This is a genomic window from Mesorhizobium sp. M0496 (assembly GCF_040321205.1).
In the GTDB taxonomy this organism is placed as follows: Bacteria; Pseudomonadota; Alphaproteobacteria; order Rhizobiales; family Rhizobiaceae; genus Mesorhizobium.
In genome coordinates this window covers 26,454-52,565 of record NZ_JAMYRC010000041.1, presented here as the reverse complement: position 1 = coordinate 52,565, position 26,112 = coordinate 26,454, and the positions used below count along the sequence as shown (strand labels likewise).

At 59.7% G+C, this 26,112-nt stretch carries 19 protein-coding genes and 2 pseudogenes; 6 read left to right on the top strand and 15 right to left on the bottom strand.

Features of this window, described 5'->3' with window-relative positions:
• Positions 1-814: 814 nt before the first annotated feature.
• From NKI73_RS26990 to NKI73_RS26920, 13 genes and pseudogenes are all read right to left on the bottom strand, one after another.
• Entirely contained in the window at positions 815-1,381 is a 567-nt protein-coding gene (locus tag NKI73_RS26990; RefSeq protein ID WP_352634164.1) for a sarcosine oxidase subunit gamma, read from the bottom strand.
• Positions 1,374-4,307 (bottom strand): sarcosine oxidase subunit alpha family protein, encoded by a 2,934-nt coding sequence (locus NKI73_RS26985; RefSeq protein WP_352634162.1) that lies wholly within the window; start codon positions 4,305-4,307, stop codon positions 1,374-1,376. Before NKI73_RS26985 ends, NKI73_RS26990 begins: the two co-directional genes overlap by 8 nt.
• The gene (locus NKI73_RS26980; RefSeq protein ID WP_352634169.1) at positions 4,304-4,594 is read right to left on the bottom strand and encodes a sarcosine oxidase subunit delta; all 291 of its coding nucleotides are present in this window, start codon (positions 4,592-4,594) and stop codon (positions 4,304-4,306) included. Before NKI73_RS26980 ends, NKI73_RS26985 begins: the two co-directional genes overlap by 4 nt.
• 7 nt (positions 4,595-4,601) lie before the next feature.
• Complete coding sequence (locus NKI73_RS26975; RefSeq protein WP_352634160.1) at positions 4,602-5,852, bottom strand: sarcosine oxidase subunit beta family protein; 1,251 nt, start codon at positions 5,850-5,852, stop codon at positions 4,602-4,604.
• 683 nt (positions 5,853-6,535) lie between these two features.
• A complete protein-coding gene (locus NKI73_RS26960) occupies positions 6,536-8,620 on the bottom strand; it encodes an ABC transporter ATP-binding protein (protein WP_352634158.1) in 2,085 nt (694 codons plus the stop codon).
• The gene (locus NKI73_RS26955) at positions 8,613-9,491 is read right to left on the bottom strand and encodes an ABC transporter permease (RefSeq protein WP_352634156.1); all 879 of its coding nucleotides are present in this window, start codon (positions 9,489-9,491) and stop codon (positions 8,613-8,615) included. The genes NKI73_RS26960 and NKI73_RS26955 overlap by 8 nt, the downstream gene beginning before the upstream one ends.
• Complete coding sequence (locus NKI73_RS26950; protein WP_352634167.1) at positions 9,488-10,441, bottom strand: ABC transporter permease; 954 nt, start codon at positions 10,439-10,441, stop codon at positions 9,488-9,490. Before NKI73_RS26950 ends, NKI73_RS26955 begins: the two co-directional genes overlap by 4 nt.
• 70 nt (positions 10,442-10,511) lie before the next feature.
• Positions 10,512-12,170: an ABC transporter substrate-binding protein gene (locus NKI73_RS26945; RefSeq protein WP_352634154.1), complete on the bottom strand. Its 1,659-nt coding sequence runs from the start codon at positions 12,168-12,170 to the stop codon at positions 10,512-10,514.
• Between the two features lie 331 nt (positions 12,171-12,501).
• Complete coding sequence (locus tag NKI73_RS26940) at positions 12,502-12,954, bottom strand: Lrp/AsnC family transcriptional regulator (protein ID WP_352634152.1); 453 nt, start codon at positions 12,952-12,954, stop codon at positions 12,502-12,504.
• A gap of 250 nt (positions 12,955-13,204) precedes the next feature.
• Positions 13,205-14,082 (bottom strand): annotated as a pseudogene (locus NKI73_RS26935) (IS481 family transposase); the annotation flags it as partial.
• Positions 14,083-14,243: 161 nt separating this feature from the next.
• A complete protein-coding gene (locus tag NKI73_RS26930; RefSeq protein ID WP_352634151.1) occupies positions 14,244-15,428 on the bottom strand; it encodes a glycine C-acetyltransferase in 1,185 nt (394 codons plus the stop codon).
• A gap of 65 nt (positions 15,429-15,493) precedes the next feature.
• On the bottom strand, positions 15,494-16,447 hold the full coding sequence (locus tag NKI73_RS26925; RefSeq protein ID WP_352634150.1) for an aminotransferase class IV: 954 nt from the start codon (positions 16,445-16,447) through the stop codon (positions 15,494-15,496).
• 930 nt (positions 16,448-17,377) lie between these two features.
• A complete protein-coding gene (locus NKI73_RS26920; protein WP_352634148.1) occupies positions 17,378-18,514 on the bottom strand; it encodes a serine hydrolase domain-containing protein in 1,137 nt (378 codons plus the stop codon).
• A 1,165-nt stretch (positions 18,515-19,679) separates the two neighbouring features.
• On the opposite strand from NKI73_RS26920, the gene NKI73_RS26915 reads away from it, so the two are divergent.
• Entirely contained in the window at positions 19,680-20,183 is a 504-nt protein-coding gene (locus NKI73_RS26915) for a DUF1403 family protein (RefSeq protein ID WP_352634147.1), read from the top strand.
• A 680-nt stretch (positions 20,184-20,863) separates the two neighbouring features.
• Here the strand turns inward: NKI73_RS26915 and NKI73_RS33720 are convergent.
• A complete protein-coding gene (locus NKI73_RS33720) occupies positions 20,864-21,007 on the bottom strand; it encodes a TnsB C-terminal domain-containing protein (protein WP_502909612.1) in 144 nt (47 codons plus the stop codon).
• On the opposite strand from NKI73_RS33720, the gene NKI73_RS26910 reads away from it, so the two are divergent.
• A complete protein-coding gene (locus NKI73_RS26910; RefSeq protein ID WP_352634146.1) occupies positions 21,002-21,145 on the top strand; it encodes a hypothetical protein in 144 nt (47 codons plus the stop codon). The two genes, NKI73_RS33720 and NKI73_RS26910, sit on opposite strands and share 6 nt — an antisense overlap.
• Before the next feature lie 50 nt (positions 21,146-21,195).
• On the opposite strand, the gene NKI73_RS26905 is transcribed toward NKI73_RS26910, so the two are convergent.
• Positions 21,196-21,567 carry a hypothetical protein gene (locus NKI73_RS26905; protein WP_352634144.1) on the bottom strand — a complete coding sequence of 124 codons (372 nt, stop codon included), beginning with the start codon at positions 21,565-21,567 and terminating at the stop codon, positions 21,196-21,198.
• Between the two features lie 267 nt (positions 21,568-21,834).
• Here NKI73_RS26905 and NKI73_RS26900 point away from each other — a divergent pair.
• From NKI73_RS26900 to repA, 4 genes and pseudogenes are all read left to right on the top strand, one after another.
• A pseudogene (locus NKI73_RS26900) lies at positions 21,835-22,868 on the top strand (site-specific integrase).
• 87 nt (positions 22,869-22,955) lie between these two features.
• Entirely contained in the window at positions 22,956-24,122 is a 1,167-nt protein-coding gene (locus tag NKI73_RS26895) for an ATP-binding protein (protein WP_352634142.1), read from the top strand.
• Between the two features lie 284 nt (positions 24,123-24,406).
• Positions 24,407-24,553: a hypothetical protein gene (locus NKI73_RS26890; protein ID WP_352634140.1), complete on the top strand. Its 147-nt coding sequence runs from the start codon at positions 24,407-24,409 to the stop codon at positions 24,551-24,553.
• 277 nt (positions 24,554-24,830) lie between these two features.
• On the top strand, positions 24,831-26,039 hold the full coding sequence (gene repA / locus NKI73_RS26885; protein ID WP_352634166.1) for a plasmid partitioning protein RepA: 1,209 nt from the start codon (positions 24,831-24,833) through the stop codon (positions 26,037-26,039).
• Positions 26,040-26,112 lie beyond the last annotated feature (73 nt).

Sequence of the window (26,112 nt, the reverse complement as noted above, 5' to 3'; positions counted from 1 at the left end):
GATAGTTCATATTCCCTTCATTCAAGACAAGCAGTACGTCGATGCCGCGCTCGGCCATCTGCTGGCGCAGCCGGGTCGTGCGTGCGCGATACTCTTCTTTAGGGAATGCAGGCATGGACGATGATCCTATATTGACCACTAAGGTTGCATAAGTTAGTGCTTTGAGTTGCTCGCAAAAGGTAACATCTTGCCAGCGTGGCAATCATCCAAATTTATTTTGTTCTGGCTGAAATGCCTCAAAAATAGCCGTCAAATGAGGGATTCTGCGAAGAAGTGCATTTGGATGCTGGCCTCCGACCGTGCGCCCATCGCGCGGGCATCTGCCGCAATGCCGGTATCAATCTGGCGAACCACCTGAACTGGAAGAAAGTGTGAAGAGAGAGATCCAGGTCGCCCACGCCGGTAATCGACATCGTCGACGGTGGCGCTAGGGGCACGCAGCATCTTCTCCTGTTCGAGCAGCAGTCCGAGCCATTCACCATCGTCGAGGGTACGGGCCTTGGATTGCCAAGGTGTTGCGTTTGTTCGCCCGCCTCGAATCTGCTCATTCTACACGAATGGGGACCGGAACGCCCCAACGCCGATAGCGGCTGCGATCTGCTTGACATAGTGGAGGACCGCAGCCAGATGCTGGCCAATCAGCGGCAAGACTGAGATCATCTCAGGCTGCCACGGCAAGGACGCATTCCGACAATTCTCTCGCTTTCAGCATCGCCCGGATGATGCAGACCGCCTTGTTAGCCTGCGATCGCCACCTGCATGCGTGGCTTGCACGCAAGCATGCGGACAGCCAGAAACCCTGCTCCGGATCCGGTCACGCTGCCTTCCCCTCCAACTTCTTGGCTGCTATTTCCAATGCGTGCCAGAGCGAAGCGGCAAACGAACGCGCACCGAGCACGGCCACCTGGGTTTCACTGCGACGGATAACGAAACATGTCATTTGCTCAAGGACTGTACGCGTCGCGCGGCCCGGACCAAATTCAGCAAGATCGATGTTGATCAGCTTCTCCAGCAGTGCCTCGATAGCCTCCGTGCCAGCCGCGGACATAATTTCGACAGCCACCCACCCACCAGTCTGCTCGGTCACCGAGCAACTGGGGGCCTGCTCTTTCAGATTCGCAGCAAAGTCCTCTTCAGAGCGGCCTTGGGCCTCGATCATCCACTGATCAGGTCCGGTCCAGAAAGCAGCCACTTCTTGACCTGCTACCCAGCATCCCGGCCCCGGCAAATTCAAACCGAACGGCTGGGGCTCAACGGTTTCCCTGCGTAGCGCAAGAGAGGCAAGCGCTAGATTTTCGTTCTCACGAATCTCCAAGGTTGCAAACGATGCGGAACGAGGCTTTTCAGCGTAGAGGGCGATGAGCGGTTTCAGATTAGCCACGCAGACGTACTCCTTCAGCATCGACGAAATGCGCCGATACGACACGCAGGCGTGCACTCTCTCCTTCAACGGGGTTCGAAGCCACGACCACTTCGCCCAGCCGTTCATACCCGTTCTTGAGGAAAGCGAGTCCGATCATGGACCCGACATGGGGCGAATAGCAGGCCGATGTGACCCAGCCCTGATCGCTATCGAGGTCAAATGCTGCCCCCTCGGCGAAGAGATGTGACCCAACAACGATCTTGCCCCGAGGCTCGACAGGCTGGACACCCACCAGCCGGCGCGTATCCCCCGCCAGCCCCTCGCGCCGAGACATGATCGCGCCAATTGAGTCTTTCTTCTGCGACACCATTTTGCCGAGCCCGAGCATTTCCGCGGTGGTTTGGCCGTTAAGCTGGGCTCCACCGACGTGGCCCTTTTCCATTCCTAGGACAGATAGCGCTTCTACTCCGAAAGGTGTCACTCCAAGATCAACACCCATCTCCATCAGCCGTTTCATCAGCGCATGCCCGTAGCGGGTGGGAACCGCGATCTCGTAGCCAAGTTCTCCCACGAAGGAGACGCGGAAGAGCCGCGCCTGCAGACCGCCGCAAACCGTTAGCTCCGCACAGGCCATAAACGGAAACGCCTCGTTCGAAAGGTCGAATCGGTCAACGATTCGGGCGAGCAACGCACGCGAACTCGGCCCCGCAACAGCGATCTGCACCCAGGCCTCGGTCGTGGAGATGGGCTGTACGTCGAAGTCGGGCCAGAGGCATTGCCGGGCGAAATCCATATTGCGGTAGACCAGCCCCGCATTGGCTGACGTTGTGGTAACCACATAGTGGTCCTCGGCGAGCCGCGCGCACGTACCATCGTCATAGGCAAAACCGTCCTCGCGCAGCATCAGCCCATAGCGAACACGGCCGACCTTCAGCGTGGACATCATATTACTGTATAGACGGTCAAGAAACTTTCCCGCATCGGTGCCCTGCACGTCGATCTTTCCGAGCGTCGAGACGTCACATAAGCCCACTGCGGTACGCACAGCTCGGACTTCGCGATCTACGCTCATGCGCCAGTGCGTTTCCCCCTCACGCCGAAAATAATCGGCTCGCCGCCAAGGGCTGGACTCATCAAATACCGCACCATGGGCTTCGGCCCAGTGGTGAGTCGGCGTCAAACGGGGCGGGCGGAAGTGCGGCCCTATTTCGCCCCCCCCCAGGACCGCCAGCGCCACGGGAGTATAGGGCGGGCGAAAGACCGTAGTTCCTGTTTCCGGGATTGTTTTCCCGGTGAGCTCCGCCATCACCGCGAGCCCGATCATATTGGCGGTCTTGCCCTGATCCGTCGCCATGCCCAGGGTAGTGTAACGTTTCAGATGCTCTACCGACCGCATGTTCTCAACATGCGCGAGCTTGATGTCCTTCACAGTAACGTCGTTCTGGAAATCGACCCATGAGCGTTTCCTGCCCGGCACGTGAAACACGGGCGCAATAGTATATGCGTCCTCCTCCGGGCACGGCAGACTAGGCGATCTTGCTGCTATCCCGATGTCCTCCAACGCACATTTCGCCGTTTCAGCACCCGAACGCAGCGCTGCCGCGGTCGAAAAGCGCCCCGCAGCAGCGCCCGCCACAAGCAAGCCAGAAGGCCCGTTCTCGCCAGGCAGGAACGCCAGCAACATCTCATTCCAGGTCGGCTTACCCCCATGGTGCGAAGCCAGATGCACGTTCGGGTTCCAGCCGCCCGCGACCCCAAGGGCGCCGCAATCGATCCATTCGGACCTGCCGTTTGCCTGAACCTCAATCGACTTCAAGCCAAGTCGGCCGCGCGAGCCAGTCACCAGGCCCCCCCCGATCAATCGGTAGTCACCACGAGCCTTGGCCTCGGGTCGCACGTCGATGACAGCGGCGATCTGGACACCCTTGGCGGCGAGATCGCCCGCGGTACGGTGTCCGTCGTCGTTGTTGGTAAAGACCGCGACCTTTTCGGATGGGCACGCCGCCCAGCGATTTGCGTAAGCCCGCATCGCGCCGGCCAACATGATACCAGGACGGTCATTGTCCTCAAAGGCAATGGGTCGCTCTATCGCGCCTGCAGCCAAAACAGCGCGTTTCGCCGTGATGCGCCAAAGTGTCTGGCGGACGCGGTCACCCGGCTCCGCGAGATGATCCGAAACCCTTTCCACCGCACCATAGATGCCGTGGTCATAGACGCCGAAAACCGTTGTGCGGCTCATCACCCGAAGACGTGGCAGGCTCTCGAATTCTGACTCCAGCGCTGAGATCCAATCCGCGACTGGGACCTCGCCCAGTGTTTCCGTCTCGCACAAGAGCCGTCCGCCCAGGCGGAAATCCTCCTCCGCCAGGATTACACGGGCGCCCGAGCGAGCGGCCGTCAGCGCCGCAGCAAGCCCGGCTGGACCCCCGCCGATCACCAGCAAGTCGCAATGCAGGAAGCCCCTGTCATAAGCGTCGGGATCGGCCTGCATTGAGATGCTGCCGAGTCCCGCGGCCCTACGGATGGCGGGCTCATAGACTTTTTCCCAGAAGCTTTTCGGCCACATGAAGGTTTTGTAGTAGAACCCTGCTGTGAAAACCGGAGACAACAGGTCATTGATAGCCATTGCGTCGAAGCCAAGCGAGGGCCACCGATTTTGGCTTCGCGCCTCCATGCCCTCGAACAGCTCGACCGTTGTCGCGCGGGTGTTTGGCTCCTGCCGCGCGCCGGTGCGCAGCTCGACCAACGCATTGGGCTCCTCCGAACCTGCAGACAGCACCCCCCGGGGGCGATGATACTTAAAGCTGCGCCCCACCAGGCGAACGCCGTTGGCTAGTAGCGCCGAGGCGAGCGTGTCGCCGGGATGGCCCTGATAGCGTTTACCGTCAAACTTGAAGTTCAGTGTTTGTGAACGGTCGATCAGTCCGCCTGAAAGCCGCGTCATAGTCCGCTACTCTTTCGCACAAGAGCGATATCGCGCGCCAACTCCGCGCCGAGAACCTCGTGTGTGACCGTATTGCGCGTAACTACCAGGCAGGAGCGGTCGCCGTGCTCGTGGAACCACAGTTCGCGGTGCGCGCCCGCCGGATTGTCGCGCAAATATACATAGTCGCAAAATGCAGGCTCGGCGTCTGGTGTAGATGGGTCTGGACGGTCGATAAGCTGGGCGTCACCGAGATAGGTAAATTCTCTTGCATCGCGCAAACCCAGAATTGGATGGGGAATGAGCATGTTGACCTCACTGTAGATGTGGCTGCGCACCAGCGCCGCTTTCATCGATTAAGAATCCTCTTGCGAATCGATCGAGTCGGTAAGCACGCGCGGTCTCATGAGGAGTATCGGTCGCAAGGAGATGGGCGAAGGCATGGCCACTGGCGGGCGTCGCCTTGAAGCCCCCTACGCACCAGCCCCCGTTGAAATAAAGGCCTTCAATGCTCGTGCGGTCGATGATCGGCGAGCCGTCCATCGACATGTCCATAATGCCGCCCCATTGCCGCAGGAGCCGCACGCGCCCGATCATCGGCATCACGGCCATGGCGCCTTCGCAGACCTCCTCCACCATGGGCAAATTCCCACGCTGCGCGTAAGAGTTGTAGCCGTCGATATGGCCACAGAAGACCAGGCCGCCTTTATCGGATTGGCTTATGAAGAAGTTCCCCGCGCCGAACATGATTACACCGGGAATTATGGGTTTTAGACCTTCCGTGACGAATGCCTGTAAGACATGGCTCTCGATCGGAAGTCGCATCCCCGCCATCGCCATCACGCGGCTAGAGGAACCCGCCACTGCCACTCCGACCTTAGAAGCAGCTATATAGCCACGCGACGTTTCCACACCACGGACCTTGCCGTCAACGATCCGGAAACCTGTGACCTCGCAATTCTGAATTAGGTCCACACCGTGTAGGTCGGCGCCACGAGCGTATCCCCATGCGACAGCGTCATGTCTTGCCGTCCCCGCGCGCGGCTGCATAAACCCGCCATGGATCGGAAAGCGCGCGTTGTTGTAGTTTAGGAAAGGCACCATTACCCGCAGTTCCTCTCGACTCAAAAAGCGGGCATCGGCTCCGAACAGTGTCATCGAATTGGCGCGGCGCCGATAATTATCTCGCTCCCAATCCGAGTGAAAGAGGTAAATAACGCCGCGCTGGGAGACCATAGAATTGAAATTCAGTTCCTGCTCCAAACCTTCCCAAAGCTTCAGTGAAAACTCGTAAAAAGGCCCGTTGCCGGGAAGCAGGTAGTTCGAGCGGATGATTGTCGTGTTTCGGCCAACATTCCCGGAACCCAGCCAACCCTTCTCTAATACGGCGATACGGGATTGCCGGAATGTCTTGGCCAAATAATAAGCCGTCGCGAGGCCGTGTCCGCCGCCGCCAATGATGACGTAGTCATAGAACGGCTGTGGATCGGGATTGCGCCATAGAGGCTTCCATCCCGAATGACCTTTGAGCGCTTGAGAAAGAACCCGGAAGCCCGAAAATCTCATACACAGAGCCCTCGATAACGCATCAAAATCAGAATTTGCTCATTCAGGGCAAGCAGCCTGGAGATGCCTAGATGCGGTTTAACATTGTGCAAACGTGGCGGGAGACACAAAAAATCTGACAATCTGGCCGAAAGGCGTCAAAAAAGGGCGTCGAATGAGGGATTACGCGAATCCAATCGGACATTGCTACCTATGAAATGTCGCTACTCAGGCACCAGGCTTTGGTGCATCGTTCCTCTTTTAACGTTTGGCATATTGTTCGCAATCAGTTCTGATTGGAGCCATGTCGTTCAAACAGGCAAACAGGCATTGTCACGTTCTTTGAGGTGGCCGCAGCCCGACCCCGCGTTTTTGAGGCAGGCGTGCCTTCCTCGAGGCTGCGTAGCGAATTGCTGTGCAGAACGGCGGCAGGAGGGAACTGAAAGCGGTTGCGGGCTGCTGAGTGCATAAAGAAGAAAGGTTGCAACGCTCCCGGCGATAGGTGGCCTTGCATAATCGTTTCCGTTCGAAAAGGCACATGGCTGTTCTTGGCGCGATTGTTGATCTTGTGCGACAATGGTCGAGACCGAACTTGGCCATCCAACGGCGGACCGTTTCATATGACACGCTCATTCCATGCTCGATCAGCATTGTTTTAACTTTCAAGCAGACTCAGGTTGGAGCGCTGATCGTACCTACTCGGCTTACGCGACACTCCATAGCGGTACCGGTTCTGCCGGTTCGGTCACCACCGCCTTCTGCAACCTTGCCAGGTCCGCATACGGGATGTGGCATCGGATCGAATGTCCGGGCTGCGCTTCGGCCAGCGGCGGCTCCTGCTGCTCGCAGATCGCACCGATCTTGCGCGGGCAACGGGTGTGGAAGACGCAGCCCGACGGCGGGTTGGTGGCACTGGGTATTTCACCGTCGAGACGAATGCGCGCCGTCTCGGTCTGGTCGAGCTTGGGCACGGCCGACAGCAGCGCTTCGGTGTAGGGATGATGCGGCCCGGAAAAGACTTCCTCCGATGGCCCGATCTCCATGATGCGACCGAGATAGAGCACGGCGATCTTGTCGGAGAGGTAACGCACCACGCCAAGGTCGTGCGAAATGAAGATGTAACTGACATCCTCCTTGGATTGCAGGTCGGCGAGCAAATTGAGGATCGCCGCCTGCACGGAGACGTCGAGTGCCGAGGTCGGCTCGTCGCAGACGACGATGCGCGGATTGCCGGCGAAGGCACGCGCAATGGCAACGCGCTGCTTCAGCCCACCTGACAATTGACGCGGCTTGACGGCCAGATGCCGTTCGGTGAGGCGCACCGAGCGGACGAGGTCTTCGAGGCGCGTCTCCATCGCCTTGCCGGACAGGCCGGCCAGCCGTTTCAATGCGCGGCCGAGGATGTGGCGGATCGAATGCGAGCGGTTGAGCGCGGAGTCCGGGTTCTGGAAGACGATCTGCATCGCCTTGACCTGATCATCGCTGCGGTTCTCCAACCGTGGCGCCAGCGCCTTGCCCTCGAGCTCGATGGTGCCGCCGTCATCGGGCGGGACAAGGCCGAGCAGCAGCCTGGCGAAAGTGGTCTTGCCGCTGCCGGATTCGCCGACCAGTCCCAGCGTCTCGCCCGGTCGCAGATCGAGCGAGACATCCTTGACCGCACGCAAGGGGTGGCCATGGCTACCATAGGTCTTGTTCAGCCCCGCGACGCGCAGCACGGGTGCCGCCTTCTGCTTTGGTGCCGGCGCCACATCGCTAGGTGTAGCGCGCGGCAGGGCCTGTGCCTTGTCGTGATGGAAGCAACGCGACAGGCGCCTGCCTCGCTCGTCGCTCAGGTCAAAGAGCGGAGGCAATTCGGTGCGGCAGCGATCGTCGGCGAGAGCACAGCGGTCAGCAAAGGCACAACCCTTAATGTCAGCGCCAATGCCCGGCAGGAAGCCCGGAATGGTGTCGAGGCGGCCCTGGTCTTTGCGCTGGCCGCCGCGTGGCAGGCAGCGCAGTAGCGCGACCGTATAGGGATGGCGCGGGTCGTTGAAGACGACATCCGTCGGGCCTTCTTCCATTAGCATGCCGGCATAGAGCACCCCCACCCGGTCGCACATGCTGGATACGACGGCGAGGTTATGGCTGATGAACAGGATCGAGGCGGATAACTCTTGCCTGAGCTGTGCGATGAGGTCGAGCACCTCGGCCTCCACCGTTGCGTCGAGCCCGGTAGTAGGCTCATCGAGGATTAGCATCGAGGGGTCGTTGGCCAGCGCCATGGCGATCGCCACGCGCTGCTGCATGCCGCCGGAGAGCTGGTGCGGATAGCGCTGCATGACGCTTGGTGGATCGGAGATGCGCACCCGGTTCAACATGGCGATCGCCATGTCGGTCGCCGCCTGTCCCGTGATGCCGGCGAGTTCGAAGATCTCGGTCAACTGCCTGCCGATGCGGATCGACGGATTCAGCGCCTTGCCGGGATCCTGATAGACCATGGAGACGCTTTTGGCGCGGGCGCGCCGCAAGGCCTCGGCATCGAGCTTCATGACGTCCTGACCGTCGAGCGAGATGGCGCCGCCTGATATCGAGCCGTTCCTCGGCAGATAGCGCACGACGGTGAGCGCCACGGTTGATTTGCCGCAGCCGGATTCGCCGACCAGCCCGTAGGCCTCGCCCTGCCTGATGTTGAGGCTGATATTGCGCAGCACGGCGCGGTTCCGCCCGGCAACGCGGTAGGCGACTGACAGATCGTGCAGCTCCAGGGCGTTTTGCGCCTGTGTGTTCCGGGCCTTGGCGGAATTAGTCATTGAGCGCTCCATGGACGCCATCGGCAACCAAGTTGACACCGATCACCAGCGAGGCGATGGCCAGGGCATCGAACAGCACCGTCCACCAGAAGCCGCCGCCGATCATGCCATAATTGGTGGAGATCGATAGGCCCCAATCAGGCGAGGGCGGCTGGATACCGAAGCCGATGAAGGACAGTGTCGCCACCGCGAAGATGGCGTAGCCAAGCCGCACCGTGGTCTCGACAAGGATCGGCGGGATGACGTTGGGCAGGATCTCGACGAACATCGTGTGGAAGGCGCTCTCGTGCCGCAGTTGGGCCGCAGAGACATAGTCGAGTTCGCGCTCAGAGAGCACCGCCGAGCGCACGGTGCGGGCAATGATCGGCGCGAAACTTAAGCCGATGACGACGATGACCGTGGTCTTGGAGGTGCCGAGCGCGACGATGGCGAGCAGCGCCACGATGACACCCGGGATGGCCATAAAGGCTTCGAGAATGCGGCTGACGATATCGTCGACGATGCCGCGGAAATAGCCGGTGAGCAGACCCAGTGCCGTGCCGGCCACCGTCGCAAGCAGGGTCGCCAGCGGTGCGACGGTGAGGATATCGCGCGACCCGACAATGACGCGCGAGAACACGTCGCGGCCGATCTGGTCGGTACCGAACCAGTGCTCGGCCGAAGGCGGCGCCAGTGCGTTGATGATGTCGTCGGCAAGCGGGTCGTACGGCGCGAAATGCTCGCCGAACAATGCACAGGCAACCCAGAACACAACGATGCCGAAACCGGTGAGAAACATGCCGGACCGCAGCAGCGAAAACAGAACCTCGGCCATGGGACCGCGTCTATTCGTGTCGTCGGGTGCCGGCAGGCTGGTGTCGGTGGTGCTCATTGGTCTGTCCCAAGCCGTATCCGCGGATTGAGCACGGAGTAGAGGAAGTCGGCGGCCAGTGTCGCCACTGCATAGACGATGCCGATGGTAAGGATGCCGGCCTCGAGGATCGGGAAATCCTTGCCGCGCGCGGCGGTGAAGATCAGCGAGCCGATGCCTTGGTAGCGAAACAGCGTTTCGATGACGACGAGGCCGCCGATGAGATAGCCGGTCTGCGTGGCAATGACGGTGATGGTCGGCAGCAACGCATTGCGCAGCACATGCCGCCAGATCACCGTACGCCACGGCAGGCCCTTGAGCACGGCGGTTCTCGTGTAGTCGGAATCCAGCGCCTCGATCATGCCGGATCGGGCCATGCGGGCTATGTAGCCGAATAGCACCAGGAACAGCGGCAGCGACGGCAGGATCAGGTAGTAGAGCTGGGTGAAGAAGCCGGCGCCGCGCGGCCATGCGGCGGAAATCGGCAGCCAGCGCAGCCAAACGCCGAAGATCAGGATCAGGATGATGCCGGTGACGAATTCCGGCAACACCGTCACCGACACACCGCCCAGGCTGATGATGCGGTCGAGCGGCCGGTTGAGATTGAGCGCGGCGATCACGCCGCCGAGGATGCCGATCGGCACCACGAGCACGAAGGCAACCGCTGCCAGCTTCATCGAATTCCCCAGCGTATCGACGACGAAGGGCGCCACCGGCGAGCGGAAGATATAGGACGTGCCCATATCGCCCTGGACGAAATTCCAGATCCAGGTCGCATATTGGGTGAGCAGCGGGCGATCGACGCCCAGCGTATGATTGAGCGCGTCGACCGCGCGCTGATCGGCAAACGGCCCCAATATGGCGCGCCCGACATTGCCGGGCAGCACCTGGCCACCCAGAAACACCATGATGCTGAGCAGGAACAGCGTCACCAGGGACAGCGACACGCGCCGGGCAAAGAAGGAGAGAATGGCTAAGACTCCTTATGGAGCCAGCCCCCTGCGGGAGCTGGCTGTTAGAGGACTGGGTTTCCCTTTCCGCCTAAGCCTTCGACGCATTGTCCAGGAAAAGCTGCCCCCCTGCAGTCGGCTGCACGCCGGCCACTCCCTTCGCCGTTGCCGTGAGATAATCGGAGAAATAGCTGAAGATAATAGGCGTCTCCTCGAGCAGCAACCTCTCGATTTTGCCGGCTGCGGACTTCTGCGCCTCAAGGTCAAGAGCAGCGATGTAATTGTCTACCAACGTGTCATAGTCCTTGTTCTTGAAGTGCGCCGCGTTCCAGGTTCCTTCGCTCTTCAGAGGTGCTGTAAGGAACACGTTCGGCACGCCGCGGTGACCATAGCCAGTGATACCCATCGGCGAATCCAGCCAGGGCGATTTGCCGAACACCGCGTCTCCGTAATAGACACCTTCATCCATGATGTTGAGGTCGAGTTCGATACCGATTTCCTTAACCCAGTTCTGGATGAGCTGAGCGTATGCAGGGATTTCGAGGTAGCGCAAAGTGGTCAGCGTCACTTTGAAGCCCTGAGCAACCCCAGCCGCTTCCATCAGCTGCTTGGCCTGCGCAATGTCCTGCTTGCGCTGCGGCACGCTCGTATCTGTCGAGGGATAGGCAGGCGCGAATGGGCTATCGTTGCCTAGCGATGCCCGTCCTTTCATCAAGCCGGCAACCACCTTGTCGCGATCGATTGAGAGCGCAATCGCGCGGCGCACGCGCGGGTCCTTGAACGGATCGGAATCACAGCGCATGTGCACTTGCCGGTTCAAGGTCGACTTCAGGCTGATGATGTCTACGCTGGGATCGTTGAGGAGCCCAATGCCGGTCATACCCGATAGCTGGTTTACTATATCTACCTGGCCGCCCTGCAGCGCCAGAATTTGCGGCTGGATGTCGTCGAAGAAAGTGAACTCGGTGCGATCGGGCAACGCCTTCGGCCCCCAGTAGTCCTCGTTGCGCACGAAGGAGGCGCCGACCTTGGGCTTGTAGTTTTCAAGCTTAAACGGCCCGGTGCCGTCGAAGCTCTGTTCGTAGTCGCCCTTATAGCTGGAAGGCAGAATGATGGCGTTGAAATTATCCGACGACACCAAATAAGGGAAGTTGCCATTCGGTGCGTCGAGATGGAACTCAAGGGTGTAGTCGTCGACCTTCCTGGTCGCACCCTTTTGCAGGATGCCCTTGAAGACGGACAGCGCATTGGACGAGCCGGCCGGGTCTGCGAGCCGGTCGAAGCTGGCCACCACGTCGTCGGCCTTCATCTCGCCGCCTGAGTGGAATTTCACCCCCTTGCGCAGCTTGAAGGTCCATACAGTGCCTTTGTCATTCGGCTTCCAGCTTTCGGCCAACGCAGGCTTCAGCACGAGGTCGGGGCCATCGACGCAGAGAAACTCGCCCACCTGCTGAATGACAAGGATGCTGCCGGTGTCGGCGATGGCGACCGGGTCTATAGCTCCTGTCGGACCGGCGCAGGCGACACGCATGGTGGCACCGGGAGCGGCGCGGGCGAGCGACGGCATGCCGCCGAGACCGGCTGCCGTGGTGATGCCCCCCAGAAGCGGCAGCGACAGGCCGAGCAGGCTGCCGTGGCGAATGAAGTCGCGGCGGCTGACGCGGCCGTCGACAAGACCGTCGATCAGGTGATTTTCAAGCGGCGAGCTATTGCGCCGGATGAGGTCCAGAATGCGATAGTTCTTGCTCATGAGTTTAACCCTTTCCCCTTTTTCTTATCGCTGAAGAATGCATTTCCTTTTGACGAAACTTCGGCGGAGTTTCTCCTTATCCCGACCTTCAACCGCTTTTGCCAGCCTCGCCGAAAGTCAGCGCTCTGAAAATTTTTAGGCGCATTTTGCGAGACAGACCAACTTGCGAGACAGACCAACGAGCGGCGCGAGAATTCCAAAATATTTCTCTAACTGCGATCATCTAGATCGCACAGTTCATCCGGTGAAAAAGCTCAATCTGATGCTGTGCGCGCAATGACAGTTTCAAAAAGCGGACCGGAGTGATGACTTCAGCGCAACTCGCCCACCGCTACACCGCAACGCGTGGCTCGAACTTGACACGATCAAGCGAAATCATGCTCCGGAATTTTCGGACATTTGGGTTAGTATAGAGCTTCGTCTTGACGAAGACGTCAAAGGCCTCGACGTCCTCAACGGAGACCAGCAGCACGAAATCGGCGTCGCCCGTGACCATGTAGCACTGGGTAACCTCTTTGGCGGCGCGCATTGCGCGCTTGAACTCATCGACAAGGTCAAGACGCTCACGGTCGAGTTCTACCGTGACGACCACGGTGAGCAATTTTCCAAAAGCCTTCGGATCCACCAACGAGATGTCCGCAAAGATCACACCATCCGCACGCAGCTTGTTAACTCGACGCATACATGACGCTGCCGAAGAACCGGCCAGTTCCGCCAGTTCGGCGAAAGAGAGCCGGTTGTTCTTTTGTAGAGCCGTAAGAATCCTTCGATCTAGGTCATCCATGGGATAATGTCTGCTATGATTGCACGTTCAATGATCGCCCGAAATGCTGCGACAATCATCGCAGTGTGCCCTGAACAATGAAATGGTCAAATCATCTTTCCCCCTAAATTGCAGGAACTCGCCGCCGCCCGCCCAACCTCACCGCAACAGGCCTTAACAACTGACCGGTCATAGCTAGTGCGCGCGAAACTGTCGGCGGCAGGGCGGCCGAGATTTTTATCGAGCTTTCTTTCGGAGACTAGCAAGCGACGTGGGGACGGTGCCAATTGTAGCGATGCAGCCAGACCGGCAACTCTGCGGCGCGGTGATCTGAAGTCGGATAGGCGATGGCATAGGCCCATTCGCGCAGTGCCGTCTGGATGAAGCGCTCGGCCTTGCCATTGGTCTTGGGCGTATAGGGCCTTGTCCTGACTTGCTTGAGGTCGAGATCGCGGCAGGCCTTGGCGAAGGCCTTCGATCTGTAGCAGGAGCCGTTGTCGCATGACGCGGGCTATCGTGACACCGAGGCTGGCGTAGTAGGCCACCGCCGCCTTGAGGAAGGCGATGGCGCTTTCTTTTTCTCGTCAGGCAGGATCTGCGAGAAGGCGATGCGGGAGGCGTCGTCGATGCAGACATGGACGAACTCCCAACTGCTGCCGCGCGAGCTGGTATTGCCGGTGCGTTTGCCGGTAATGCGATGACCGATGCGCTCGAAACGGCCGAGCTTCTTGATGTCGATATTGATCATCTCGCCGGGATGCTCGCGCTCGTAGCGTCGGATCGGTTCGGCCGGTTCGATATCCCTGAGCCGCGACAGTCCGGCACGCTTGAGAACGCGGCTAACGGTGGCGGGCGAGACGCCGACCTCATGGCGATGTGCTTGCCGGTCCAACGTTGCCGCCGCAGCGCCATGATGCGCTCAGCGATCAACGCAGCGGTGGCCTGTGGCATATGGGCGGGCCGCGAAGAACGATCGATCATGCCGGCCCGCCCTTCGGACTTATAGCGCTCGACCCAGCGCGCCACGATCTTGGCCGACACCCCGTAGACGCGCGCCGCATGGGCTTTGGAGAAAGCGCCTTCTATCACCGACAGCGCCATCTCCTCTCGACGCAGCGGCGTGAGACGGGCATTCTTGTGGATGTTCATTCGGACCCTCCGGTGAGTGCTGAAGCCTGGTAACTCCAGTCTCCCCGGTCCGGTCCGAATGGACAACCTCCCGAAAGCCCACAGCTAGCGCAGATACGATGATGGGGGCTAGGCTTTCGCATGAGGCTCTGTTTGGCGGCGAGGTTGCTAGAGACCGAAGGTCATATTATCGAAAGTTCCCCAGCTACCTCCGCAAACGCTTCCACCGCGCGGTCGATGTCGGCGGTGGAGTGCGCGGCCGACATCTGGGTGCGGATGCGTGCCTGCCCCTTCGGCACCACCGGGAAAGAAAAGCCGATGACATAGATGCCGCGCTTCAGCATACGCGCCGACATCTCCTGCGCCAGGCTAGCATCGCCCAGCATCACCGGGATGATCGGATGATCGGCGCCGGCCAGGGTGAAGCCGAGCTTGCCCATCTGAGACCTGAACCGCGCGGCATTGGCATAGAGGCGTTCGCGCAGCGCATCGCCATGGCGGATCATGTCGAACACTTTTATCGAGGCGCCGGCGATCGCCGGCATCAGCGTGTTGGAGAACAGGTAGGGGCGCGAGCGCTGGCGCAGCCAGTCGACGACCTGCCTCTTGCTCGATGTATAGCCGCCGGAGGCGCCGCCCAGCGCCTTGCCGAGCGTGCCGGTGATGATGTCTACCCTGCCCTCGACGCCGCAATGCTCGGCCGAGCCGCGGCCGTTCTTGCCGACGAAGCCGACCGCATGGCTGTCGTCGACCATGACCATGGCGTCGTATTTGTCGGCGAGGTCGCAGACGCCTTTCAGGTTGGCGATGATGCCGTCCATGGAAAACACGCCGTCGGTGGCGATCAGCCGGAAGCGGCAATCCTTCGCCTCCTTCAATCGCGCCTCCAGTTCGGCCATGTCGTTGTTGGCGTAGCGGAAGCGCTTTGCCTTCGACAGCCGCACACCGTCGATGATCGAGGCGTGGTTCAGCGCATCGGAGATGATCGCATCCTCCTCGCCGAGCAGCGTTTCGAACAGGCCGCCATTGGCGTCGAAGCAGGAGCTGTAGAGGATGGTGTCGTCCATGCCGAGGAAGGACGAGATCGTCGCCTCCAACTGCTTGTGCTCCTCCTGCGTCCCGCAGATGAAGCGCACCGAGGCCATGCCGTAGCCATAGCGGTCGAGCGCCTGCTTGGCCGCCTCGCGCAATTCAGCGCTGTCGGCGAGGCCAAGATAGTTGTTGGCGCAGAAGTTCAGCACCTTATCACCTCCGACCTCGATCTGCGCCGACTGCGTGGACGAGATGACGCGCTCGGATTTGTATAGGCCCCCCGCCTTCAGGCCGGCGAGTTCGTTCGAAAGATGAGAAATGAAAGCGTCGGTCATCGGCGGACTCACGGCAGCAAAGCCCTCCCTGCGCGGGAGAGGAAGCTCGACAATATATCGCGGTACTATGCGTAATTTACGGCCCTTGACCATGCCGGATCGGCATGCTTCTCCCAATACAGGTCTGTCAGCTGACGAGTCAGAGCGCCGACCTTGCCGTCGCCTATAACGGTCTCGTCAATCTTGGACACCGGCATGATCCCGCCCGCTGTAGACGTAATGAAAACTTCATCGGAGTCCTTCAGTTCGTCGCGATCAATGTCGCCAGCGCTAACTGGTAGGCTCAATTCGCTGCATAGATCAAATACGCTTTGGCGGGTAATGCCGGCAAGGACGCCGTAAGCCGGTGTCTTTAAGCAGCCGTCCTTGACGGTGAAAACGTTGAAGCCAGGCCCCTCGGCAATGTTGTCGTTGATGTCGACGATCAATGCAGTTTCGGCACCGTAGTCGTAAGCATCGAACAGGCCCTTCACCAAATCGAGCCAGTGGTAGTTCTTGATGGTCGGATCAATCGACTTGGGCGGGATCCGGACAGTGTTGCTGATGGCGACATGCAAGCCGCGCTCCAGTTGCTCCTTGTTGGCAACCGACCCGAAAGGCACCGCGAATGCGATGAACCGGTTCTCCGACTGGCGCGGGTCACGGCTAAAGGTAGGCGACCCGCCTCGCGTGCAGATCATTTCGACATAGGCCGACTTGTGTCCGGACAGCGCCACACAGGTCGACAGGATCTTTTCGATCTCACTGCGGTTGTAGGGTAGCCTCATGCGCAACTTTTCCATTCCGCGGAAAAACCGATCCATGTGCAGGTCCAGCCTGAAGAACCTCCCTTCCCAAACATGAACGGTATCGTAGGTGGCGTCGGAATGCAGAAAGCCCCAGTCCAGAACGGACACCTTGGCTTCGGACATTGGAAGGTACTGACCATCCATAAACGCCACGCCGTGAGGATATTGCCTTTGATCCCTGTGCCGGTGTTCTATGGCTGGGAGACCCGTTGCAGGTTCGGCAAGTGTCATTCCTGAGTCCTCCAAATCTTAACGACGCAGGCGCTACGCACACCCGATTGCGATATGCCAACGAGGGACCGCCCAGCGGCTCCGCGTTCCAGCACTTCAAATGTTGGGGCACATCAGACCCCAAGCACGCCGGCGTGCCAAGTGTCGTCAGCGCGATCGATTTATCACTTCAGCGGGGCGATAAGCCCTTCTCTGGGCCTGGCGCCGGTCACCAACTAGTTTGCAGGCTTCGATCCACTGATTGCGATCAAACTGGCCCTTTAACCGCAATGGGCGCTTCAAAAAGGGGAGAGGAGTGGCGGAAACATTCAGCCGTACAACGGCTGAACTAACGTCCGGCGTTCGGACTTCACTTGCTCCAGCAACCATGCTCTTGAACTTGCGGACACGTGGATTTGTGCAGAGTTCTTGTCGCTTCGTATTCGGCAATCGGGAAATGAAAGGAACAGATCGTCGAAGCCGGCGATTGGCGCTGCCCAGGAACGGGACCGAAACGCCGATACTGGACGTTCCACAACTCGAGACCTGCTTGCAGGGGCTCACCCAAACTCGCGCCCTTGTTCAAGCTCATGTCCAACGGCGTCGTTGGAATGTGACCGATATCGACACCACGATCGAAGTCGCTTGGCTTTGCTCAGCATGCCGAGATGCGCCGCGCTGCAAGCGACCCCATCCAGCGCTCGGAAAACGGCGCCCTGCCGGTGGGGAGGACACCGGCAGGGCGCGCCGCACATAGATCTCGGTCGCGTGACAACCGGACGGCGGCGGCGGGCTGTACCTCCAGCGAGACCGATAAGGCCCGCCGGCGGACGTGGCTTGCAGTCGAACCCACGGCCGAGTCATCGCTGTTCTCGCAGCCGAAGAGTCCCAAAGTTCATATATCCTCGAGCTTTCGAGCTCGAGCGTCTTTCATGGAGCCGACAACCAAACTCATCCTTCCGCAGCGAGGTCGCCTGCCATCTTCATAAAAGCAGCGCCAAATTCGGGGTCGGCGGCGCTGTTGTTCTCGAGCACGCTAAAGTAAACAACGACGGTGCCGCTGTCAGAGTTGGCAAGCATATACTGCCCGCCATAGCCGCTGTGTCCGATCCACGTGCCGTCAGTATACATCTGGCGGCTATAGCGCATCCATTCACGCGGCCTCGGCATGGAAGGGCCGGGATTGCGGCGGGTATCTTCGATGAAGGCGGCATCGCCGACGCGGCGGCCGTCGATTCCCTCGCCCTTACGCGCAAAGAGCAGCCCATAGCGTGCGAGATCGCGGGCGGTGAGACAGGCGCCACTGGAGAGCGCCGGCACGCCCTCGCGGTCGCATCTCATATGGAAGCATCCCTCGATGCCAGCCGCCTCAACGATCTCGATCAGCCAGTCGCGCAACGGCCGGCCGCTGGCCCGCTCAATGATCCAGCCAATGACGATGCTGTTGGTCGACTTGTATTGCGCCTCGCCGCTGCGATTCACCAGATCCTCTCCGGTAACGCCGCAGACGAAGGAGCGGGTCGTCTGTTCCTTTTGACCCTCCGCCGCCAGGCGCCAGCCGCTGGCTACATCCAAGTCCCAGATTGAAGCGTAGGGGTCGCTGACGTCCTCGCTGAGATCGTTGGCGACATTCATGTCGGCGACTGCCTTGACGGTCGCTTTGGCGTACCCGGTACCGATCTCCGGCAAATAATTTCCTACTTTCTCGTCGAGATTGACGAGGCCGTCCGCCACCGCGCGACCGAGCAGTAGGTTGAGCGTCGTCTTGGTGACAGACATGATGGGATGCGGCTTCTCGGGCCCGAAGTCAGGCGCATAGCGCTCGTAGAGGACGCGCTCGCCACGCACCACGATGAAGGCCGAGAAATGCGGCATGGTGAGGAAACGTGCGACGCCGGGACGCTCGCCTATGGTCCAGTCGATGTCCTTCCTGAGTGGCAGGACGCGTGGGGCGCGCAGCGACATCGAATAGAGCGTCGTTGTGTGGAGATTATGGAAGCCGAGGCGGCGGTGGTCGGGCAGGTTCCAGCGCGCCTTGTTGTCGAACAGGGTAATCAAATCTGGATTGGCGATCGAGGGGACAGTCATGCGATGGGCCTTTGCAAGGTCGGGTTATTAATTAGGCGCTAGAGTTGTCCGTATCCCGAGTTCGAGTTCGCTCGGAGAACCTTTCCGTAAAAGCACGGGCAAGCTATTGAATTTGTCTTTGGCCGATGTTTCCATTTTTTAGATCCTCTAACAGGATTTCGGTTTGAATGCGCTTAGGGCGTCAGCGGAACCCCTCTTCTCTGCGGCACGACCCAGGCGCGCTTTTTGCTTGGCTTCGGGCAAAATCTATCTCCAAATCAGATTAGCTAGTTGTAGTCGGATCCGTCAGGTAGGTGATGTTGCGCTGATCGGACACGCCCAGCGTCTCGATATCGCACCACGTCATGTCCGACTTCACCGTGGCAAGCCACCGAACGTATTCACTTCTAGGGAACGCCTGCGGTCCTCTGCTGATTGTCATAGGGCTCAACTACTTCCGTCGTCATACGAGGATCGGCCAATGACACTGCACCCTTAGCCTCCGTCGTCCGCCTGTTTTACGAAAAAGCTGTCAGGTGACGGCACCGGAAATGCTAATATCCGGTAGAGGACAGTTTGCGCCAAAATTGGTCGATTGCTGAAATGCAATCCGCACGCGGCGGCGTGGATTGAAATGTCTGTCATAGGGCGATGAAAGTGCCCCCGGTCGTAAGCTAAAAGAACCTGTTCGGCATTGCAGAAAATGAGACAAAATTGCGATCCTACCGCATATTTGATGCAGCGACTATTTTCATGGTTTCCTTTCCAGCCGGGTCAAGCGGCTGCCAGCAGTCGGCTCCGGAGGAGTGGATAGGCGGCGCGCCCGTACATCTGGCGCTTGATCATCTTGAGGCATGTTCATGCAGATGTTGGAAGAACCGCTTGCTCTGCTCATTGCGGGTCTTCGCGAAGGAGCCACACACAGTTCCGGCGCGATGGCTGCCGCCACGGCGACTTTGGTGGAGCGGTCAATGACCGCTCCTTACGGGCGGCGGTCCACCTCTAGACGTTCGCCCTGCTGCATTCTAAGCCTCGATGCTTGATTTGGGTCCACAGCTGCAATCCGTTGCGCTGGCCTTCCTCCCAGCGTCTTTCGAGATAGTCTGGAAAACGATCCATGAGGACGGTGCGCGACGCAGGCGCCACCATCGGCGCGCTCGATGCGGTGGTCCGCCGGGCATGAGCGGTGGGTCGGCGCCTGGCGCTTTCGGCGACCCCGGAAACGGCGAAGCAGGCCGGCCGCGTCGAGGACGGGGCGGCACTGCGCGACGCGGTGCTGCTCACACGACCGGGCGACAATGTCGGGCCAGCCGGTCTTTTGCTCCTAGCCCGGCGCCGGCTGGCCGCCCGGCCCGCAGAGGAGCTTCTGACGCAGAGAAATCTGGCCGCGGTATTGGAGGAATTCGGTCAAGCCCACGACCAGGAGGCAGTCCGCGACCCGACGGACGATCTCCGCCATCTCGCCGCCAATGTCGGGACGGTGGGTATGATGAGCGGCGCCATCGCGATCGACGAAGGCCACGGCTTGGGGCTCTCCCTTGGAGTCTGGCTCGCCGACGCCCTGCTGGCGCAGCGGCTGGGTTGGGCATACGCGGTGTCGATGCTGGGCGCGGAGGCAGACCTGGGCACAGGCGCGCGACGGCATCGATCGGCAGCCAGCTCTGTGGCGATAAGCGTAGAAAGATCCTGAGCGCGCGCGTAAACGCTGTCTCTTCCGAAGAAGGGCGGAACCAGGCTGCTTCGCACCGGACCCACTCTACTTCACACGATAGCTGTCGTATCGGCGGCCGGTCATTCTCGAGCCGGCTCAGGTGTTGCGAATGCTTGCCGCAGCCAACACCTACGACGAACTCGCCAGTGTTGCCGGCCCTCACCGGCTGGCCATCAATATCCTATACACCGCTGGTCTGCGGCGTGGAGAGCTAGCCCGTGTGACCCTAAACGACGTCGAGCCGCAATCCGGATTGCTCTGCATCCGTACGGCTCTACTGGGGCCGGACTGAGACAGGCCATAAATCGTCTGGTCGTCACCCCGTCGTGCGGGACGGCGCAGGTCGCTTGCCGCGCGTCCATGATATTCGGTACAGTTTTGGCGTTCAGGCATTGGGCGCGTCGCCGACATCACCGCCGACCGAGTCGACCGTTTGCTGGCTTCACTGGAGAGCGACCGCCACAACAGCATCGCGACCAGAAACACTCGCTTGGCCGCGCTGCATACCTTCGCCCGATTCCTGATCACCGAGACCCCGGAGCATAGGCCGCACTCCAGCAAGTGCTTAGAATCCCCGTTCAAGAGGGGCGCACGTGTGGCTCCGATCGAATTCTGGAGACCACCGACGTCGAAGATCTGGGTTGTGGTGCGCACACTGGTCATCTGCGGCGCATTTTGGGTACGCACAGGGCTACAGATGCCGACGACGGACTTTCCAGAGTGAGATAGAACCCCGCCACCATGCGGCTTGAAATGTCGATGGCCAGCGTCAGCCAAGGCCGCTGAAGGGGCCGGCGATGCACGGCATCAACGATAAACAGATCGACCAATGTGTGGTCGATCTGGACGATATGAAGCGCATGATCGGCGCGATATTCCTGCACCACGGGCTCAAACCGTTCACGCGCCGCCTTCGCCCCTTCCCGATCACGTATCAGTAGCCGTGGATCGGCAAGCTTTACACGGGCTCTTACCGCCTTCCAGGAAGGCGCTACCTTCCGCAAGCTCGGCACAACTCTCGAACGCGGTCATGCAGGGCGGTGATCGAAGGCTTTTCCCGCCTGCGGTAGGTGTCGCGCATCGCGGTCTCGATGAGCGCCTCCATCTCTTCCGACAGGCGCCGCCGCCCTTTCGCCGGGCCGGGGTTGTGGCCGAGCAGCGAGCTCGCGACAGGAGAGGCTCGATATCGACCGAGAAGTTCATAAAGGCGGGCCCGCCTCACACCGAGCTGGCGGCACGCGAGGCCTATATCGGCGGGAGACAAGCGATCCTTCGACGCCAGGGGGCGGATGACGATCTCGCGCGCTACCGCCCTGCGCCAGTCGGCATCATCGGCCGCGAACTTGTCGGGGTCACGACCCATCACCGTCGCCCTCGCCTTCGTCCACCAAATCAGGGTAAGAATCCACCTAACCGGGACGAATCCACTGAATTAGGATGAGCGATGAATGTTACAAAACAACGACATCCAGTCCACTCATCCAAGAAGAGTGACACCGCTATCGTCGAGCAAAACCCCGGAAATCCTCCTGAGGAGAGCTCAGCGCCGTCCCACAGCACGACCGCGATCGCCAGCACCTCCCCTCTCCCGCCTCCAGCCGACGATTTGCCTGATATTGTCGATATCGTCATGGACATGGCGCAGGCGCCCTCCGAGTCGCAAGACGCCCCTCCCCTGCCCGCGCATCTGGAAGCGCTGGCCGAGCGCGCGCGCGATTACGTGGAGGTAGCAAGCTCGTTCAACACCCGGCGCGCCTACGCCGCCGATTGGAAGCATTTTTGCGCCTGGGCGCGCCGCCAGCATCTGGATGTGTTGCCGCCGGATCCGCAGGTCGTCGGCCTTTACATCACGGCCTGCGCGTCCGGGAAGGTGACGAGCGACAAGAAGCCTAACGCCGTCTCGACAATCGAGCGACGTCTGTCTTCGCGGACCTGGAATTTTTCTCAGCGTGGCCAACCATTGGACAGAAAGGACCGGCATATCGCCACTGTGCTGGCCGGCATTCGCAACAGCCACGCTTCCCCTCCCCGGCAAAAAGAAGCCATTCTGCCTGAAGACCTGATTGCCATGCTCGAGACCCTTGACCGCGGGACGCTGCGCGGCCTGCGCGATCGCGCCATGCTTCTCCTGGGTTTCGCCGGCGGTCTGCGCCGTTCCGAAATCGTTGGCCTTGACGTTGCCAGGGACCAAACCGAGGACGGCCGCGGCTGGATCGAGGTTTTGGACAAAGGCGTTGTCGTCACATTGCGCGGAAAGACCGGCTGGCGAGAGGTCGAGATCGGTCGTGGCTCGTCCGATGCCACATGCCCGATTGTCGCGGTGCAAACCTGGCTGAAACTGGCGAGGTCGGCCATGGGCCGCTATTTCGACGCGTCACCGGCCAGGGCAAGGCTGTCGGTGCCGAGCGATTGAACGACCAGGAGGTGGCGCGGCTGGTCAAGCGCGCGGCGCTCGCTGCCGGCGTGCGCGGTGATCTTTCCGCGGGCGAGCGCGGCCAAAAGTTTTCCGGCCATTCGCTGCGCGCTGGCCTCGCCTCCTCGGCCGAGGTCGACGAACGCTATGTGCAGAAGCAGCTTGGCCATGCCTCGGCAGAGATGACCCGCAGATACCAGCGCCGGCGCGATCGCTTCCGGGTCAATCTCACCAAAGCATCAGGACTATAGAGGACGGTCCGCGTGCCGATAGCTCAATTAGGCTGACAATTCGGTTCCGTCCTTGCAAATCAGGAATTGCACTCCATAATTGCGAGGATGATCAAGCGCCGCATCGAAACGCAACTCGCCGAACTGATAGACACTACCCCTGCGGTGGCACTGATTGGGCCGCGCCAAGTCGGCAAGACTACGCTCGCGCTCGAGATAGCCCAGACACGGCCGTCGATCTATCTCGATCTCGAGTCCGATGCGGACAGAGCCAAGCTTGCGGAGCCGGAGCTCTACCTTGCCGAACATGAGGGCGAGTTGGTGATCCTTGATGAGGTCCATCGGCTTCCAAACCTGTTCCAGAATCTTCGTGGCTTGATTGACCGCGGTCGCCGCAGCGGCAAGAAGACAGGGCGCTTTCTGCTGCTCGGGTCCGCTTCCATCGATCTCCTCAGGCAGACTGGTGAGACGCTCGCCGGCCGCATCGCCTATCTTGAAATGCATCCGATTGACGGACTGGAGGTGCCGGCCGAACAGTTGAACCCCTTGTGGGTGCGCGGCGGCTTTCCCGACAGCTTTCTGGCTACGAGCGACCGCGCCAGTCAACGGTGGCGGCAGGACTTCATCCGCACCTACCTTGAGCGCGATATCCCGCTGCTCGGGCCTCGCATTCCGGCCGAAACGCTGCGCCGCTTCTGGACCATGCTGGCACATCATCAATCCGGCCTCCTCAACGCGGCCGACTTTGCCCGAGCCCTCGGAGTCGATGGCAAGACAATTGCGTCGTACCTCGACCTGCTAGTCGATCTGCTGCTGGTGCGAAGGCTCGAGCCGTGGCATGCAAATGTCGGAAAACGTCTGGTCAAGTCGCCGCGGGTTTACGTCCGCGACAGCGGCATTGCACATACGCTGCTTGGACTCACAACCCTTGAAGATGTTCTCGCTCATCCCGTGGCCGGCGCCAGCTGGGAAGGATTTGTCATTGAGACCTTGTTTGCGGTCGCCCCGTCCGGCACAGAAGCCAACTTCTATCGCACATCCGCCGGCGCCGAGATCGACCTCCTCTTGACCCCTCCAGGCAGCCGCCCTTGGGCGATCGAAATCAAGCGCAGCCTGACGCCAAAAGTGGAGAAGGGCTTTCATCTGGCGTGCGAGGACATAGATCCTATCCGTCGCCTCGTTGTCTATCCGGGAGCAGAGCGCTTTCCGTTGAGACATGACGTCGAGGCAGTACCACTTCATATCCTTGCGAAAACGCTGGTCCAACTTGGCTGAGAGCATCCTCGCCCGCCTCTCTGTCCCCTTACGACCCGCCCCATCCGACACACAGCGCCTTTATAGCATTTCACTCCGTCGCTGACCGCTGAGGTCTTCTCAAAGCGTTAGTCGCGGCCTAGCCTGCCTCGACCCTCGCCCGAAACACTGCGATGAGCATTAGTCCGCCCAGACATTACTCGTTTCAGGCCCGCTCCGCGGATTTCTAGGGAGCCGCTTTTGCTGTTGATCTGATTGCCCGGTGTGAAATGGCGGCGCCGGTTACTGCAGTCTTGTCGTGCCCCATGACCTCGATCGTCCAGGACAAGGCAATCGCCGACGTCGAATTACTACTGCTCATCGTGGCTGACAAGTTCGGGCCGACCACTACGCGCATCTCATTGAAACGGGCCTTCACCACATCGCCCGGCCTTGCTGACGTCTATTGCTAGGCGATGCCCAGCACGTGGGCCTCGGCGGCCGAACTTGAAGCCTTCTGCTGGTGCCAAAGGGCAACCTCAAAAGCGAGGTTCCTTGTCCGCTGACAAAATCGGCAAATTGCCTAGCGTATTCAATTCCTTGAATCAGATTACATTCGTTATGCCGCGCAGCATGAGGGCATTAACCTCTTGTTAACTTAAAACTTCTTGCTGGTTCGAACGAATCGGACATAATGACGGTTGCTTGGCCACATTCCGCCAAAAATCGTTTTTAGAGAGTCTTGATCGAATGAACGTGAGTTCGCCCGTTCCCGCGAAAACCCCATTGCTGTTCGAGAAACGCATTCTCGAACAAGGGGATCAGATATCAAAGAAGCTTCACCTTCTCTCGATGCAGCGTTTTCCTCCCCACGCCAAGAAGAATTTGCGTTCTTTTTCGTTGGCGGAGGTGGCGACGTATCTCGGTGTTTCTCAGAGCCATCTAAAAAAACTACATCTAGAGGGCAAAGGCCCAGTACCTGAAACCTCGTCTTCTGGCAGACGATCCTACACGGCCGGGCAGATGATCGAGCTACGCCAATACCTTGACCAACACGGGCGCTCCGACGCCCGCATGTATGTTCCCCATCGTCGGTCGGGCGAGAAACTTCAAATCCTAGCTGTGGTTAATTTCAAGGGAGGTAGCGGCAAAACAACGACAGCAGCTCATCTCGCCCAGTATCTCGCTCTGACGGGACACCGTGTATTGGCTGTCGATCTTGATCCCCAGGCGTCGCTGTCTTCACTGCACGGGTTCCAGCCAGAACTCGACCAAACGACATCGCTTTACGATGCGATCCGCTACGACGACGAGAAGGTCTCTCTCTCGGAAATCATCAGGCCAACAAATTTCCCAGGACTGGATATCGTCCCAGCAAACCTTGAGCTGCAAGAATTCGAATACGACACGCCTTTGGCGATGACGGACAGGACGTCTAACGTGGGAAGGGCGTTTTTCACGCGCATCTCGACGGCATTGGGTGAGGTCGACGCCCTATATGATGTCGTCGTTATCGATTGCCCGCCGCAACTGGGCTATTTGACAATTACAGCGTTGACCGCTGCAACGTCAGTCTTGATAACGATCCATCCGCAAATGCTCGATGTCATGTCAATGGGCCAATTCCTGTTGATGCTCGGGAATATTCTGGAGCCAATCCGGGCAGCGGGTGCCGAGGTGAACCTGGAGTGGTATCGCTATCTTATAACGCGATACGAGCCGACGGATCAGCCGCAGGCGCAGATGGTAGCGTTCCTCCACACGCTTTTTGGTGAGTTCATCCTCAAGAACCAGATGCTGAAATCCACGGCGATTTCTGATGCGGGGATTACCAAGCAGAGCCTCTACGAAGTCGAAAAAAACGCGATGACTCGTTCCACATACGAGCGGGCAATGGATGCACTCGATGTCGTAAACGGAGAAATCGCTACGTTGATACATAAAGCATGGGGGCGCTGACTTGTCCGCTGACAAAAACGGACTTTTGCGCAGCGCTTTCAACAGACTAGGTTATATCCAGAGGTAGACCAAG